We start from the raw sequence: 14,677 nt of genomic DNA on the forward strand, positions 1-14,677 counted from the left end.
GCACAAGCCCGCCTCCCCCCGAAGACCGCCCATCTGCACTCAGCGTAACCATGCGACCCTGTTCCGGAACCTCCGGTCTGTCGTCCGGTGGGTTGAGCCGCACGCCTTGGCGTTCACAGAGCTTCCGGGCGGGGCGCGGTGGCGTCCCGCCCGGGGGTCGGTCAGCTCTTGGTGAACTGGGCGATGGCGCCGAGGGGCACGACGTCGGTGAGGTAGCCGATGTGGGTCTGGCAGGGCACGTAGTGGTTGTTCGCGCCGTCCAGGCGGGTGCTGGTGTAGGGGATGATGATCCCGTCGCAGGGTGAGTACCAGGTCGCGTACTGCGTGCTGCCGGGCGTCTCATCGCCCGCCGTGATCTGCCGGATGAAGGACGAGCCGGGAAGCATCTGGCGGCACGTCGCGAAGATGGTGCACGCGCTGGCGAACGTCGTCCCGTGGTTGGCGCCCGCGATGGACGCCAGGTGCGCCACGTTGCCGTTGCCGTTGCCGTTGCCGTTCAGCACCTTCAGGTAGTACTGGCTGACCAGCCCGCCCATGGAGTGGTTGACGATGTCGACCTGGGACGCGCCCGTCCGCGACTTCACCTGGTTGACGTACGAGGCGAGACCGGCGGCGTTCTGCGTGTTGTCGCCGTAGGAGTTGTACTCGTACGCGAACAGCTGGTCACTGCTGTAACCGGCGGAGCGGAACACCGACATGGCCGTGACCCAGTTGGACGCGCTGCCGGTGTAGCCGTGCACGAAGACGACCGGTCGCGGCCCGGCGGCGTTCGCCGGCGCCAGTCCGAGCCCGAACGTCGCCAGCGCCGCGCACAGCGCCACGAGCGCTCCGAGGATCCTTTTCATGGGACCTCCAGGGGTGGGGGGAACCAACGCCCTGAACTGTGAACCCTCGGATCCTCGTCCGCATCGGCGAAATCACCGGCCTCGGGGCCGGCGCGGCGCTCGGCGCGGCGGCCGGGTCAGGTGGACCAGACGAGACCCTTCGCGCTGCCGTCCGTGATCCGTCCCGTCCCGGCGCCGTACTGGATGACCTGGAAGCGCACCCGGTAGCCGTTGCGCACCGTGTCCGCCGCGACGTTGTAGTGGAGGAACGTCGCACCGTCGCTGGCGACGTACTCGGCGATCGGACCGTTCTCGACGTGGCCGCCGGACTCGGCGTTCTCGATCGCGCGCGCCTGCAGCTCGGTGCCCGGCGGCAGCCCCTCGATGCGGACGTTCGCGGTGAGCGCGTAGCGGGCGGAGCCGATGATGAGGGAGGGCCCGCCCTGGTTCCAGTGGTGGTGGGCCGAGTCGGAGTACTCCTTGCCCCAGTTGACCGTCACCCAGGTGTTGGGCGGGAGCTCCTGGCCCTCCGTCATCCCGACGGACACGTAATCCGGCATGTCGTCCTCCTCGATCTCGGCGGGCATCCCGGCCCGCACCCACGCGTACAGCTGATCGCCCGGGCAGGACGTGGCGTACACGTCCCGGTGCCCGAGCTTCGCCAGATTCCGGCCGGTCCGCCTGCCCGCCTCGTCGTACAGCGCCCGGATGGACCGCGTGGCCGCCGAGGTGGCGTCGCCGTCCCGTCCGATCATGCAGACGCCGATGCCGGACGAGTTGTGGCCGGGCGCGTGCGCGCCGACCGTCAGCCATCCGCGTCCCTCGTAGATCCGGCCCTGGACGTCGACCAGGAAGTTGTAGCCGATATCGGACCAGCCGCGCCCGTCCATGTGGAAGTCCTGAATGGACCGCACCGATTGCGTGGTGGGGCCTTCGGAGTAATGGACGATGAACTCGGTGCGGTTTCCCCAGGTGACCGTCGAGCGGGAGCGCGGGGCGCGGGCGCCCCACTCCTCCCGGCTGATGATGTCCACGGCCGGTCCTCCCAACGGATTGCAACGTGACCGGAAAGCGTAGGGGTTACGCCGCCGGTGTTCGCCACGAACCGCTGAATAGCGGTTCATGCCACATCAAGAGTCGCCTCTACCCGGCCTGGTCGCCGCCAACCGAGACTGTGGGGGAGACATGGATACGGAGCGCGACGCGAAGGTTACGCAGGGCATGGATGGGCATAGCTGACCGGCATGGGGAGGACGCCTGGACGGCTCTGTGCCCGCCCGCGCCGGGCCGTGCGGCCGCGTGGTTCGGGAGGCGCCGCATGGCGAGCGACGGTGTGACGGTCTCGTCCCGCGTGCAGCGGGTGCTGCGCTGGTGGCCGCCGCTGTTCGCCCTCTGGATGCTGTTCGTGGGCGAATGGTCCTGGTTGACCGGCGTCTGGGGCGCGGGCATGGCGCTGATCGCCGCGGCGGCCGCCGACCTGGTCGTCTCGGCCGGCCTGCTGGACGCCCGGGGACGGTGGAGGTGGTGCCGCGAACTCGGCCCGGCCGCGGTCGCCGTTCTCGTGGACTTCGGGATCGTCGTCCACGTCCTGGTGAAATCGATCGTCACGGGGCGGCGCCGCGTCGGAGTGTTCCTTGAGGACGCCGGCGCGTCCGGCCAGGGACCGCTGCCGGCCGGCCGGCGGGCCTGGGTGCAGCTGGTGGCGGGCTGGTCGCCGAACTGCTACGTCCTCGACATCTCGCCCGATACCGGTCGTCGGCTGATGCACGACCTGCGCCCGCACCGACCGTCGGAGCGTCCCTCGTGACCCGGCCGCTGTTCCTGGTCGCGGCGGTCGTTCTCCTCTCCGGCTGGCTTCCGCTGCTGCTCGTCGGCGTCCGCGCGAAGGCGATCGACGGCGTGGCCGCGCTCCAGGCGGCGGGGACGCAGACGACACTGGTGCTGGTCTGCCTGTGCGTCGGACTGCAGCAGTCGTCCTTCGCGTCGCTCGCGCTGATCACCGCGGTCTGCGTGGTCGTCAGCGGCCTGATCTTCGCCCGGTTCCTGGACCGGCTGCCATGAGCGCTGCGGAACTGGCCGCCCAGGTGCTCCTCTGGACTGGGGTCGCCGCGCAGCTCGTGTCCTGCGTCGGCGTGTGGTGGATGCGGGACGTTTTCGACCGGCTGCACTACACCGCCGCGTCCTCCACCATCGGACCGGTGCTCATCGGCACGTCCGTGGTGGTGACCGGCGGCGCCGGCGGCATATCCGGCACGGTCGAGACGGTGACGGCGTGCGCGGTGGTCCTGCTGCTCGGCCCGGTGGTGACCCACGCGGTCGGACGGGCGGCACGGCGCATGCTGCACGGCGACATCGGCCCCGACCTGGGCTCGGAGTCGGAGGAGGTGGCCGAGTCGTGACGGCGACGCTGACGACCGTCCTGCAGGCGATGGCACTCACCCTCGCCGGCGTCCTGGCCGTCGCGACGGTGCTGGTGCGCGACCCCCTGCGCCAGGTTGTCGTCTTCAGCCTGTTCGGCCTGTCGCTGGTCATCGCGTTCGCGACGCTGATGGCCCCGGACGTGGCGATCGCCGAGGTCGCGGTGTCGTCCATCGGCGTCCCGATGGTGCTGCTGCCCGTCATCTTCGTCACCCACGGCGGGGGAAAGGGATGAAGTGGCGGCGGGCGCTGGTGCTGCCCCCACTGGCGGCCATCTTCGGCGTCCTCGTCTGGGGATACACCGGCCTGCCCGAATTCGGCACGCGCATCGGTGAGTACGGCAACCTCATCAACCAGCACGTTGGGGCCCAGCGCCACATCACGAACTATGTGACCGCCGTGATGTTCGACTACCGCGGCCTGGACACGATGGTCGAGGAGTTCATCCTCTTCACGGCCGTCATGGGTCTCGTCCTGTTGCTGCGCTCCGGCCGGGACGCCGCGGAGCAGCGTCCACGCGACGTCGTGACCAGCGACGCCGTCCGCACGGTCGGCGGGACGCTCGCACCGGTACTCCTGCTGTTCGGCCTGTGGGTGATCACCTTCGGCTACATCACCCCAGGCGGCGGGTTCCAGGGCGGCGTGATCGCGTCCGCCGGCGCGCTGATGCTGTGGGCGGCCGGCAGCTACCGGCACTTCCGTCGCCTGACACCGTCCACTCTGCTGGACGCGACCGAGGGCCTCGGCGCCGCCGCCTACGTCGCGGTGGGTTTCCTGGGCCTGACCGCCGGCGCCGCCTTCCTGACGAACACCATGCCGCTCGGATCAGCCGGGACGCTCGCCTCCAGCGGCACGATCGCCGCCCTGAACTGGGCCGCCGGCATCGAGGTCACCGCCGCATTCGTCCTGATCTACCACGAGTTCATCGAGGAGTACGTACAGCCGAAGGCGGAGCGGTGACCTATTACCCGTACGTGGTGGCCGGCGTCCTGTTCGTCGCCGGTCTGTACGGGGTGGCGACCAGCCGCAGCTACGTCCACCTCGGCGTGTGCCTGAACATCATGCAGTCGTCCACGTACCTGCTGCTGCTGGCCGTCGGCTACCGCCGCGACGCGTCCCCGCCGGTTACTAAGGGCGAGCCTGCCGGGACGCCTCTGACCGACCCGGTGGTGCAAGCCCTCACCCTGACCGACATCGTGGTGAGCGTCGTCGTCCTGGCGCTGGTTCTGTCGCTGGCACTGCAAGCCCACCGCCACGCAGGGACGGTCGACCCGGAACAGATGCGGCCCACGCGCGGATGAACCAGCTAGTCCCCCTGGTCATTGCGCTACCCCTGATCTGCGCCGCCCTACTGGCCGCCGTAGGCACCCACCTACCGCGCCTGGTCCCGGACGCACTCGCCATAGCGTGCGCCGCCGCCGTGACCGCCATGACGCTGGCACTGACCATCGACTCGGGCCACGGAACCATCGTCTACTGGTTCGGCGATTGGCACCCGGTGCAGGACGGCTTCCCGTGGGGAATCGGTTTCGTTGTAGAGCCTCTCGCCGCCGCCGAAGCGACTTTGGCTGCGATAGCCGTTCTGGCCGCCCTGGTGTTCTCCTGGGGCCACTTCGAGAACATCCGCCACCTCTTCTACTCACTCATGCTGGCGTTCCTTGCCGGCATGGTGGGCTTCGTCCTCTCCGGTGACCTCTTTACCATCTTCGTCTTCCTGGAGCTGATGAGCGTCGCCGCCTACGCGCTGAGCGGCTACAACGTGTCACGCCCAGAAGTCCTGCAAGGCGCACTGGACTTCGCGGTTCTCAACACAATCGGGACGCTGACCCTACTCATGGGCATAGCCGTCCTCTACGGGCGTACGGGGAACCTCAACCTGGTGGGCATAGGCACAACCCTGGCTCGAGACCACCCGTCCGGCCTGCTGGTCCTGTCTCTGACCCTCATCACCGTGGGTTTCCTGGTCAAAGCCGGGACGGCCCCGTTCCACTTCTGGCTGACCGACGCCTACGGCGTGGCGACCGCGCCCGCAGCCGCCATCTTCACCGCGGTAATGAGCGACCTGGCCTTCGACGTCTACTCCCGCGTCCACGCCACCGTCTTCGCCCCGACTCTGGGCACCTCCGACGCCGTCCGCCACGCTCTCCTGGCCTTGGCGCTGCTAAGCGCAATCCTCGGCGCCATCATGTGCTTCCTGGAAGCCGACCTGAAACGCCAACTGGCATTCATGACGGTAAGCAACGGCGGTGTAGTACTGGCAGGCATAGCAACCCTGACCGACACCGGGCTAGCCGGCTCGATCATGTACATCATCGCCGCCGGCCTTCTGCGTGGTGCCCTAATGCTGTGCCTGGGGATGCTGATCGTCCGCTTGGGGTCAGCCGACGAAACCGTCCTACACGGCAGAGGCCGAACCCACCACCCCTACCTGGCCATCCTCCTGACAATATGCGCCGCCGGCCTGGCAGCCCCACCAGGCTTCGGCCCCTTCCTCTCCCTAACCCTCATCTACGACGGCCTGACCACCACCGGCTACGCCTGGGCGCCCCCGATCCTGGCCCTCTGCATAGCCCTGAGCGCCGCCGCAGTAATCCGCGCCATAGCCCGCATCTTCTTGGGCTGGGGCCCCGCCCACGACCCGACCCTGACCAGCCAGGAACAGAAACCCCGCCGCACTCACTCCAGCCACCATCGCCTATGGCCCCTGACGGCTCCGCTCTTTCTGGCGGTCATCGCCTACTTCCTGGCCTTCGCCCCCGACCTCCCCGGCCACGCGATAAAAGCCGCGGCAGCCCTACACGACCACGCAACCCATGCCCGCCAGGTAATCCAAGGAGTAACCCCACCGCTCCGACCTCTACCCGAACACACCATCCCCCTACGCGACTGGCTCTACGGTGCACTTTCCTTCGCAGGAGCCTTCCTCTTCGCCGCCGTGGGCCTCTACTGGCAACGCCTACCCGCGCGCCTCAGGGACCCACTACGCACTGTCATCCGTCCACCCGTAATCGGCGTGAAAACCGTCCACAGCGGCAGCATCGGCGACTACACGACCTGGCTGATCCTGGCGACCGCAGCCCTGGCCCTAGCGTGGACCGTCACCCTCTGAGCAGGGCTATTCGCCAGTCGAGGGACGGGACGCACGGGACGGGTAATCGGCGTCCACCGCTGCCCGAACCGTCCCGCGCGACGACCCCCGATCAGCGGTAGTCGTTCTCCTTCAACTCGACGACCCACGCACGACGCTCCGCGATCTTCCCGTCCCGCATGACGAACACCTCCGCCATGGACATCCGCATCTCACCCCCTGCGGCCCGCTTCACCGTCCCGGTCATCTCCGCCATGACGACCTCCCCCTGCTCGACCATCCGCATGACCTCCAGCCGCGGCGGGTTGAGAAGCTCGGGCGGCCCATCGATCGCCTGGTCATATGCCTCTTTCCCGACCAGGTGGAAGCCCCCGAAGACGGTCCACTCGATGCCATCGGTCAAGCAGTCCAAGATCTGCGCGTGGTCGTTCTTCCGGAACCCGTCCAGGTAGGTGTTGACGGTCTCGACGTTCCGCGACATGTCCGTACCTCCGAATCGACGCCCTCTCCAAGACAGGTCGGAACAGCCCACCGCGTCCTCGACATCCCTCCGACGACTCTCTACCAATCCTCCGGCCGTACGCCACGAACGAGCCGATGGCCTGCCGCCCGTGGTCTGCGCTGGCCCTACGGGGAGAGCGCGCCGTCCGATACCACCGGGAAGCGGGGCTCGCGCCGGCGGTCAGATGCGGGGAGTTGCACGTCGATGGACGGAGACGAAGCCTGTCGATCGGGCGGCAGCGCTCGGGTCAGAATTCCTCGCTGGGCCACTCGGGGCAGGTCTCAGGTGTGCAGGTGGAGGCATGCAAGAGGAGGTTGCCGCGTTCGCCGTACCAGCGCTCGATCGTGGCCGGACGCCCAGGGAACGCGCGCTCGGCCGCCTCGACATCGACCCGGTCGAACATGCCGTAGAACAGAGGATGCCCGGATATCAGTTCGATCTTCTCGGAGCCCATAGGCCAGACGGCCCTGTACATGTCGACGTCGAAGAGCTGATCGGGATCCGGCCGGTCGGTCATGCACCCAGCCTATGGCGCAGAGTAATCGTCCGACGCCCGAACGCTGAACTCGCGTCACGAGGCTTCCGGTGATCGACATCTTCCCGGGACGGGTCCGCGCGCGGGACGCCGTAACCTTCGTCGATACCGTGCGGCCGTGACCGGATCCAGGCAGCGCCCGCTGCTCTTCCTCGACGTAGACGGCCCCCTGATCCCTTTCGGGGCCGAGTCCGGGAGGTATCCGACCTACCAGGCACTCTCAGCGCCCGATGCTGAACAGAATCCGCTCTTGTCCAGGATCGATCCTGAGCACGGAAGGCGGCTGATGGCGCTCGGCTGCGAGCTGGTCTGGGCCACCACTTGGATGGACGACGCGAACGAGTGCATTGCACCACGCCTGGGCGGAAGGACGCCCCTTCACCTGGCTCGATGACGAGATCGGCCACAACGACCGCGCCTGGGTATCCGCACACCACCCCGGTCAAGCCCTGCTCCACCGCATCAACCCGCAGACCGGCATCACCCAAGCCGACTACCACACCGTCGAGGCGTGGCTACAAAGCATCGCCGCTGTGTGAAATCGCCGCCTGTTCACGGATCAACGGCGGGTCTTCGTGCGCTCGTAATGGCGGGCGGCTTTGGCGCGGTTGCCGCAGCCGGCCATCGAGCACCAGCGACGGGTACCGCTCTTGGTCGTGTCGTAGAAGTGCAGCACGCAGTCAGGGTGCGCGCAGGGTTTGACACGTCCGGGAGCCTCGGTCATGAGCCGCAGGTAGTCGGCGGCGGCGAGCCAGGACGGCAGCCACGCCGGATCATCAGTCCGCGAATGCTCCTCCAGACCACCGGGCCCAAGCCGCCTGAAGCCCAGGGCTTCAGCGCATCGGGTCGACAGAATGCCGAAGATGGCGGCCGACCTCGGGCGGGATCACCGGCCGTCTGTGCTCAAGGAAGGTTGTCAGGGATCAAGTTTTGCCCTGTCCAGTCTGGCGATGAACGACGTCTTGCGCTTGTGGCCCTTCCGGAGGCCGGCCAAGTAGCCGGCGAAACCGTCCTCGTCACCCGACCGGCGGTACGCCTCACGAAGCCGGGCGATCGTCTTGACCGCCTTGTTGTAGCGGTACTTGTCACCGGTCGCTGCCAACCGGAGCTCGATCAGGTCCCGGTAGGGCGCGATCACGTCGGCCGGATGCCCGACCTCCCACAGCTCGATCAGCCGGTACCACTGCGACTCGTGCAACTCGTTCGGATGCGTGACGGCGAGCTGCCATGCCTCGTCCAGGAGGTTCTCACCGATCAGGACGTCGGACAGTTGGGTGACGTAGCGGGAATCGACCTGAGCCCGGCCACGGACCACGCTCAGCGCCGAGTCGCGCAGGTCGGGCCACCGGCCGGCCCGTTCGGCGGTCTTGCGCAGCGCCATGTAGTCGATGTGCATCGTCCGGTGCTCCAGCGCGGCCCGCCGCAACGCGATGGCCTCGTCACCGCGACCGTGGTCCAGCAGCAGATCCACCAGCCGGTCCCGCAGGACGTCGGCCTGATGGCCCGCACCGTCACGTGCCAGTCCCTCGCGGGCCCACCGTTCCGCTTCGGCGTCCCGCCCGGCCGCCCGCAACACCTGCACGATCTTGGTGTAGCGGTAGGTGCCGCGTAGATCCTCGGCCAGCACTGCCACATGCGCGTCCACATCCCCTGAGACCGCCGCGAGTTGCTCACGCATGTCCCGCACGCCCACGGTGGCCGTCCAGGAATCCGGATCATCGGTGGCGCGGCGCTCCTCCACGAGCCGGGCGGCCTCGCGCAGGCCCCGTTCCCCCAGCGCATCCTTGAACTCCGCCAGCCGGATGTCGGGCCAGCCCGGTCCGTCCAGCCGCGTCTTCACCAGCCACGCGGCGAGCCGCCCGGCATCCGGCGGCGCCGCCTTGCACGCCTCGGCGTACAGGAACATCAGCTCGCGCAATTGATCGCCCACGATCCCCGGCGAGTCGTCCAAGTACATCAACGTCGAGGTGACCCGCTCCACCGCCCGGCGCGCCAGCGGAACCGCCTGCGCCGCCGCCTCCCGCTTGATCAGGTGGTCGATCTCCGCCGCCACCTCACCGGCCCGCGCCGCGTACTCCCTGCGTCCCCGATACGGATCACGGCGGCGATCCCACCGCAACCCGTCGATCAGCCGCCGCACCTCGATGACCTGTGCATCCGTCACAGAGCCATTCAACCCGAATGTTGAAACCGCCGCCGACCGACATCCCGCGCAACCGGCCATCCAAGGTGAACTCCCACAACGTCCGCGTGGCCTCACTACGCTGATCGGAGTGGCGATCCTGAGCGATGCCGAACTGGACGCGCTCGTGGAGTCGACCACCGTCGACGCCTACCGGCACCGGGACCCCTGACGACAAGCGAATATGAGCAGCTACCAGTATTACGAGTTCCTCGCCGTGGACCGGCCTTTGGACGAGCGGCAGCAGGCCGAAGTCCGGGCACTGTCCACCCGAGCACGGATCACCGCCACCAGCTTCACCAACGAATACCACTGGGGCGATTTCGGGGGCGACCCGCACGCGATGATGCGGCGCTACTACGACGCCCATCTATACGTCACCAGCTGGGGCACCCACCAAGTGATGCTCCGCCTTCCTCGCACGCTGCTCCCCCTCAAGGTCGCCGAGCGATACTGCGTCGACCCCCACGTCACCGCCGAGGTCTCCGGTAAGCACCTCATCCTCGATCTGACCAGCCAGGACGAGGGCGGCGACTGGGACGAAGGCGCCGACGACTCCCTCTCGGCAATCATTGGAGCCCGCACCGAACTCGCCACCGGAGACCTGCGCCCTCTTTACCTCGCCTGGCTCGCTGCCTACGGGACGTGGGAACGCGACGAGGACGCCTTCGACCAGGACGAGGACGACGAACTCGAACCTCCGGTACCCGCAGGGCTGCGTTCCCTCACCGCTTCCCAGCGCGCACTCGCCGACTTCCTCCGACTCGACCCCGATCTGCTCAACGTCGCCGCCCAGACGAGCCCACCCCTGACCGAGACCAAGGACGACTCCACCCGGCTCGCCAAGTGGATCGAAGAACTGCCGGCGAGGGAAGGGAAGGCTCTCCTCCTCCGCGTCGCGCAAGGTCAGGGGCCCCAGGTGCAAATGGAGCTGCTCCGCCGTTTCCGCGGCGCCCCCGACACCGCAACCGACGACCGTCCCCGACGCACGGTGGCCGAACTGCTGGACACCGCCGCCGCAATCCGCAACGAGCGTGAACGCCGAGCCGAGGTGGCACGTGCGGCGCAGGAGGCCCGCCGCGAGCAACAGCGCGCGGCGGCCCGCGAGAAGAGGCTCGACGCCATCGCGCGCGACCCGGAAATCACCTGGACGCGCATTGACGAACTGATCGACACCCGTAAACCGTCGGACTACGACAAGGCCGTCGAACTCCTCAAAGACCTACAGGTCATCGCCGAGCGCGCCGGCATCCCCCAGGAGTTCACCGAACGGTTCGCGCTCCTGCACCGAAAGCACCACCGCAAACCCAGCCTCATCGCCCGCTTCGACCGCGCCGCCCTACCCGCAGGTCGACCCGTTCCGTGAGCCGCCGCAGAACCTCCCGCCGATCTTGACCGGCTCCCCGTCGACGGATTTCGCGGCAGGACGTCCACAAGTACTGCGAGCACGCGCCAGGGCACCTTGATCGTCTGACGTCCCGGCGGGCATGACCGAACGGGGCGCTGTGCCGCCACGGCTACGGGACAATGAGCTGCATGGCCAGCGTGGAGATCACCGAGCAGAACGTGCGCTCCCAGGCCGGCGAGGAGGCGTTCGAGTTCGGTCGCTCGCTCGCCGATCGCGGCGTGGTGGATGCGGTGACGGTGGAGGGGACACGCGTCGGCGCGCACGTCGAGGACGCCGCAGTGAACCTGCTGGTCACCACGGCGGGGTTGGATGCGGACTGCGCCCACACCCACTGCGCCGCTCCGGTCCCGCGATTGTGCGAGCACGCCGTGGCGGTGGCGCTGACCTGGCTGCGGTCGGGTGCCGAACGGCGCGAACCGGACCTGCTGGCCGTACTGCGCACCAAGGACTCCGGGTGGCTGGCGGCCAAGCTCGCCGAACTGGCAGCCGGCGACCCCGCGCTCACCAGCCGACTGCTGGAGGCGGCCGGCGGTCCGGACGCCCTCGTCGTCCAGGAACTGCGCGACGACATCGCGAGCGTCGTCGCCGAGATGACGGCCGAGCGCGATGACGGTTACTACGAATTCGACGAGTGGTATCCCGATACCGAGGATCTGGAGGAGGTCCTCGACGACATCGAGGGTCTGCTCGAGGAGGCGCCCGACGCCGTCGTCGACCTCACCGAGGATGCCATCCGCCTGCTAGAGGACGTCCTGGGGGACGGATGCTTCGGCAGTGACCTGCCCGACGCCCTCGCGCGCGCAGCCGACCTGCACCTGGACGCATGCCGCGCGGGTGCCCCCGATCCCGTCGCACTCGCCGGACGGCTGCTGGCCGGTGCCCTGCGCAGCGGCTGGGGAACCTTCGACAACTTGGCCGAGTACGCCGACGTCCTCGGGCCCGAGGGCCTGAACCGCTACGGGGAACTCCTGGAGCGAGAACGCCCGGCCCCGAACGGGAGCGGCCGGGAGCCCTACAGGCTGCGGAAACTACGGGAAGGGCTGGCCCGTGCCCAGGGCGGAACCGACGCCGTGGTGGAGTTCCTGGCCCGCACGGCGTCCAGATCATGGGACTTCGTCCACATCGCCGACGTCCTGATCGAGGATGGCCGCGATGATGACGCACTCGTGTGGATCACCAGGGGACTGAGCGACGACCCGGCGGATCCCCGGCTGCTGTCGCTGGCTCTGGACTGCCACCGACGCGCCGGCCGTGACGCGGACGCGCTGGAGGTGCTGTGGACCAGGTTCACCACCGCCCCCACCGTGCAGACCTACGTCGACCTGACCGACGCAGCCGGCCAGGACGCCACGTGGGGAGCGCGTGCCATGGAACTGCTGCGAACCCGGACCGTCGAGCATGCGGATCTGCTGGTACGGATCCTGCTGCGCCAGGACGACGTTCCCGCGGCGTGGGACATCGTGCAGAATCACCGGGTCGACCATGACCTGCGGATGCGCGTCGTCGAGACCCACGCGCGGACCCACCCCGAGGACGCGATCCCCATCTACCGGGACCTGGCCGAAACCCACGTCCGGCGCGGAAGCCGCCCCGGCTATCAGGACGCCATCAGATGCCTACTAACCGCACAGAACCTCGCCGGGCGATGCGGCCAGGAGACCGAGTATTCCGAGTTCGTCGCCCAGCTCCGCGCCGCCCACCCGGGAAAGAAACTGCTCCAACAGCTACTGGACAGGGCGGGGCTCCAGGCACCCGGCTGAACCCCGACCAGACGACCACACCCGATTCCTCCTGAAGGCGACCATGAACAACGACGAACTATTGGCCCAGGTCGGGGAACTCCGCGCGTCCGGACGTTCCCCCAAGCAGATCGCCCGTGCACTCGGTCTCTCCCCGGCCAAGGTGACCCCACTGATCCGGGCGGTGGCGGCGGCACGGGCGCAATCCGATGAGATCGTCGCCTGCTATGTCACACCGGAGTGGAGCAGCGGACTGACGGTCGCGGGTGAGCCCGACTGGCCCGCCCTCGCCACACCCGAATCCGAGGCATCCGGCCTGGCCGGGGTGCTAGTCGCGCGGACCGCCGGACACAACCGGGTCAAAGCGGCGGGATTCCTGGTCGACGTCTACTGCCTGGGCGTCAAGAACGCCTGGCCGCCCACGGAGATGACCGCGAGCCGCCTCCCCGAATACACCGACAAGTTCTTCTTCTCCTTCTCGGGCCGCCACCTGCCCGCGCCCCCGGAACTGGCCCGGCATCTGGTGTACGGGGCGGTCGATTACGCACGCGGCCTAGGTTTCGAGCCCCACCCCGACTTCGAGGCCGCGGCCGAACTGCTGGGTCCATGGTCCCCGCCCAGCGCCATCACCTTCGGCAAGGACGGCAAACCCTTCTACATCCAGGGCCCACGCGACAACGGCCAGAAGATCATCAAAACGCTCGAACGCACGGTCGGCCCCGGCAACTACGACTACCTGGCCGTCACCGACCCAACCGAGGCAGTCGGCCTGCTGTAAGGCGCCCCGGACTCGCCGCCCGTCACCCCAAGGAAAGCGACCGACGATTCTGAGGCTCGCCGCCTGGCGCACGTGCCCTTTGAGGGCCTTGTGGCAGCTTTCCGGGTCCGGTCTGCGGCCCAGTGTTCCGAGAGTGGGCAAGGGAGCTGTCTGACGTGGCCGGTGTCAACGGACCGGGGAGCTCGGCCGTCTAGCAGTCGTGCGGGTGTGCATGGCTGCCGGATGATGCATCGACCGGTAGGCCGATTCTGGTCAGGTTAATAGCGTTCACAGTCAACTTAGCGGTATATATCTACGTACGTCGGGCTTGGGTATGCGCGTCCGTTGCATGTCGGCATGTGCGCAGCGCTGGTCCGACGCGCCGAAACGACCTGCTCGGACGGGTGGCGGCACAGGTGTGGACAGTGACGTGAGGGCAGGTGGGCGTGGCGGCGGCAGAGCGTTCGGAGGCCGGCGATGGGACGGAGCCGATTGCTGAGGAGGCGCGACCGGCGGACGAGCCCGACAAGCCCGACGAGAAGCTGAACAAGCTCGAGAAGGTCGGAGCGGCCCTGGTCGATCAACTGATGAAGGTGGTCGACGACGGTGTCGGCCCCCTCACCGGCTCGCGCGCCTACGCCGAGGCGCGCGCCGAGTCGTTCGGTGACCCGGAGAAGGCGGCTCGCCGGATCATCAACGAGACGACCGCGATGGTGGGCACGGCCGGCTTCGTGACAGGCCTTGGCGGCTTGATCGCGCTTCCGGTGACGCTTCCGGCGAACATCACCGGCCAGGCCGTTCTCAACGCCAGGATGGTCGGCGCGATCGCTCACCTGCGCGGCTGGGATCTTCGAGACGAGATCGTGCGGAACGCCATCCTGATCACGGTCGCGGGCGGGTCACCGAATGCCGTGCTTTCGGGGTTCGGAGTGAAAGTCAGTCAGAAGCTGGCCGAGACCGCGATCAAGAAGATCCCCATTGACGTACTGCGGGCGATCAATAAGAAGGTCGGCTTCATGCTCGTGGCGAAGTACGGGACGAAGCGTTCAATGATCACCCTGACCAAATTGGTCCCCGGGGTCGGCGGTGTCGTCGGCGGGACCGTGGACGCGGCCTTCACGCGAGTCGTTGCCCGCGTCGCGAAGAAGGCCTTCCCTCCACTCGGCCTTGACGACGCCGAGGAGGCCATCATTCAATGAGTGGCCTGACCCTCTCGGGTCGAAA

Annotated in this window: 18 protein-coding genes; 12 read left to right on the top strand and 6 right to left on the bottom strand. The window is 68.1% G+C overall.

All coding sequences use genetic code 11. The annotated features are described in order from the left end of the window. Positions 1-161 precede the first annotated feature (161 nt). Together HUX53_RS18495 and HUX53_RS42575 are read right to left on the bottom strand one after the other, a co-directional pair. Positions 162-845: a triacylglycerol lipase gene (locus HUX53_RS18495; RefSeq protein WP_176404460.1), complete on the bottom strand. Its 684-nt coding sequence runs from the start codon at positions 843-845 to the stop codon at positions 162-164. A 116-nt stretch (positions 846-961) separates the two neighbouring features. Next, complete coding sequence (locus tag HUX53_RS42575; RefSeq protein WP_309237312.1) at positions 962-1,858, bottom strand: N-acetylmuramoyl-L-alanine amidase; 897 nt, start codon at positions 1,856-1,858, stop codon at positions 962-964. A 284-nt stretch (positions 1,859-2,142) separates the two neighbouring features. Here HUX53_RS42575 and HUX53_RS18505 point away from each other — a divergent pair, with 284 nt between their 5' ends. The 7 genes from HUX53_RS18505 to HUX53_RS18535 all read left to right on the top strand — a co-directional run bounded on the left by HUX53_RS18505 (position 2,143) and on the right by HUX53_RS18535 (position 6,351). Continuing rightward, complete coding sequence (locus HUX53_RS18505) at positions 2,143-2,631, top strand: hypothetical protein (RefSeq protein WP_176404462.1); 489 nt, start codon at positions 2,143-2,145, stop codon at positions 2,629-2,631. Next, positions 2,628-2,885, top strand: a complete 258-nt coding sequence (locus HUX53_RS18510; protein ID WP_176404463.1) for a monovalent cation/H+ antiporter complex subunit F — start codon at positions 2,628-2,630, stop codon at positions 2,883-2,885. Before HUX53_RS18505 ends, HUX53_RS18510 begins: the two co-directional genes overlap by 4 nt. After that, complete coding sequence (locus HUX53_RS18515) at positions 2,882-3,223, top strand: monovalent cation/H(+) antiporter subunit G (RefSeq protein ID WP_176404464.1); 342 nt, start codon at positions 2,882-2,884, stop codon at positions 3,221-3,223. Before HUX53_RS18510 ends, HUX53_RS18515 begins: the two co-directional genes overlap by 4 nt. Next, entirely contained in the window at positions 3,220-3,477 is a 258-nt protein-coding gene (locus HUX53_RS18520) for a DUF4040 domain-containing protein (RefSeq protein WP_217919595.1), read from the top strand. The genes HUX53_RS18515 and HUX53_RS18520 overlap by 4 nt, the downstream gene beginning before the upstream one ends. Further along, positions 3,474-4,202 carry an MnhB domain-containing protein gene (locus HUX53_RS18525; protein ID WP_176404465.1) on the top strand — a complete coding sequence of 243 codons (729 nt, stop codon included), beginning with the start codon at positions 3,474-3,476 and terminating at the stop codon, positions 4,200-4,202. Before HUX53_RS18520 ends, HUX53_RS18525 begins: the two co-directional genes overlap by 4 nt. After that, on the top strand, positions 4,199-4,543 hold the full coding sequence (locus tag HUX53_RS18530; protein WP_176404466.1) for an NADH-quinone oxidoreductase subunit K: 345 nt from the start codon (positions 4,199-4,201) through the stop codon (positions 4,541-4,543). The genes HUX53_RS18525 and HUX53_RS18530 overlap by 4 nt, the downstream gene beginning before the upstream one ends. Positions 4,544-4,671: 128 nt before the next feature. Continuing rightward, entirely contained in the window at positions 4,672-6,351 is a 1,680-nt protein-coding gene (locus HUX53_RS18535) for a complex I subunit 5 family protein (RefSeq protein WP_176404467.1), read from the top strand. Between the two features lie 91 nt (positions 6,352-6,442). Here HUX53_RS18535 and HUX53_RS18540 read toward each other — a convergent pair whose 3' ends face one another. Together HUX53_RS18540 and HUX53_RS18545 are read right to left on the bottom strand one after the other, a co-directional pair. Continuing rightward, positions 6,443-6,811 (bottom strand): nuclear transport factor 2 family protein, encoded by a 369-nt coding sequence (locus tag HUX53_RS18540; RefSeq protein WP_176404468.1) that lies wholly within the window; start codon positions 6,809-6,811, stop codon positions 6,443-6,445. 268 nt (positions 6,812-7,079) lie between these two features. Next, on the bottom strand, positions 7,080-7,349 hold the full coding sequence (locus HUX53_RS18545; protein ID WP_176404469.1) for a hypothetical protein: 270 nt from the start codon (positions 7,347-7,349) through the stop codon (positions 7,080-7,082). Positions 7,350-7,714: 365 nt separating this feature from the next. On the opposite strand from HUX53_RS18545, the gene HUX53_RS40075 reads away from it, so the two are divergent. Next, the gene (locus HUX53_RS40075) at positions 7,715-7,906 is read left to right on the top strand and encodes a hypothetical protein (protein ID WP_255205392.1); all 192 of its coding nucleotides are present in this window, start codon (positions 7,715-7,717) and stop codon (positions 7,904-7,906) included. Between the two features lie 20 nt (positions 7,907-7,926). Here the strand turns inward: HUX53_RS40075 and HUX53_RS18555 are convergent, their stop codons facing one another. Both HUX53_RS18555 and HUX53_RS18560 read right to left on the bottom strand, forming a co-directional pair. Then, positions 7,927-8,091, bottom strand: a complete 165-nt coding sequence (locus HUX53_RS18555; protein ID WP_217919596.1) for a CGNR zinc finger domain-containing protein — start codon at positions 8,089-8,091, stop codon at positions 7,927-7,929. A gap of 192 nt (positions 8,092-8,283) precedes the next feature. After that, positions 8,284-9,531 carry a hypothetical protein gene (locus HUX53_RS18560; RefSeq protein WP_176404470.1) on the bottom strand — a complete coding sequence of 416 codons (1,248 nt, stop codon included), beginning with the start codon at positions 9,529-9,531 and terminating at the stop codon, positions 8,284-8,286. 202 nt (positions 9,532-9,733) lie between these two features. On the opposite strand from HUX53_RS18560, the gene HUX53_RS18565 reads away from it, so the two are divergent. The 4 genes from HUX53_RS18565 to HUX53_RS18580 all read left to right on the top strand — a co-directional run bounded on the left by HUX53_RS18565 (position 9,734) and on the right by HUX53_RS18580 (position 14,652). Beyond that, positions 9,734-10,915 carry a hypothetical protein gene (locus HUX53_RS18565; RefSeq protein ID WP_176404471.1) on the top strand — a complete coding sequence of 394 codons (1,182 nt, stop codon included), beginning with the start codon at positions 9,734-9,736 and terminating at the stop codon, positions 10,913-10,915. Between the two features lie 170 nt (positions 10,916-11,085). Then, positions 11,086-12,717, top strand: a complete 1,632-nt coding sequence (locus HUX53_RS18570; protein WP_176404472.1) for a DUF6880 family protein — start codon at positions 11,086-11,088, stop codon at positions 12,715-12,717. A 43-nt stretch (positions 12,718-12,760) separates the two neighbouring features. After that, on the top strand, positions 12,761-13,474 hold the full coding sequence (locus HUX53_RS18575; protein ID WP_176404473.1) for a helix-turn-helix domain-containing protein: 714 nt from the start codon (positions 12,761-12,763) through the stop codon (positions 13,472-13,474). Positions 13,475-13,893: 419 nt separating this feature from the next. After that, on the top strand, positions 13,894-14,652 hold the full coding sequence (locus HUX53_RS18580; protein WP_217919597.1) for an EcsC family protein: 759 nt from the start codon (positions 13,894-13,896) through the stop codon (positions 14,650-14,652). The last annotated feature ends 25 nt before the right edge of the window (positions 14,653-14,677 follow it).

Source organism: Actinomadura sp. BRA 177, from assembly GCF_013372625.1.
In the GTDB taxonomy this organism is placed as follows: domain Bacteria; phylum Actinomycetota; class Actinomycetes; order Streptosporangiales; family Streptosporangiaceae; genus Spirillospora.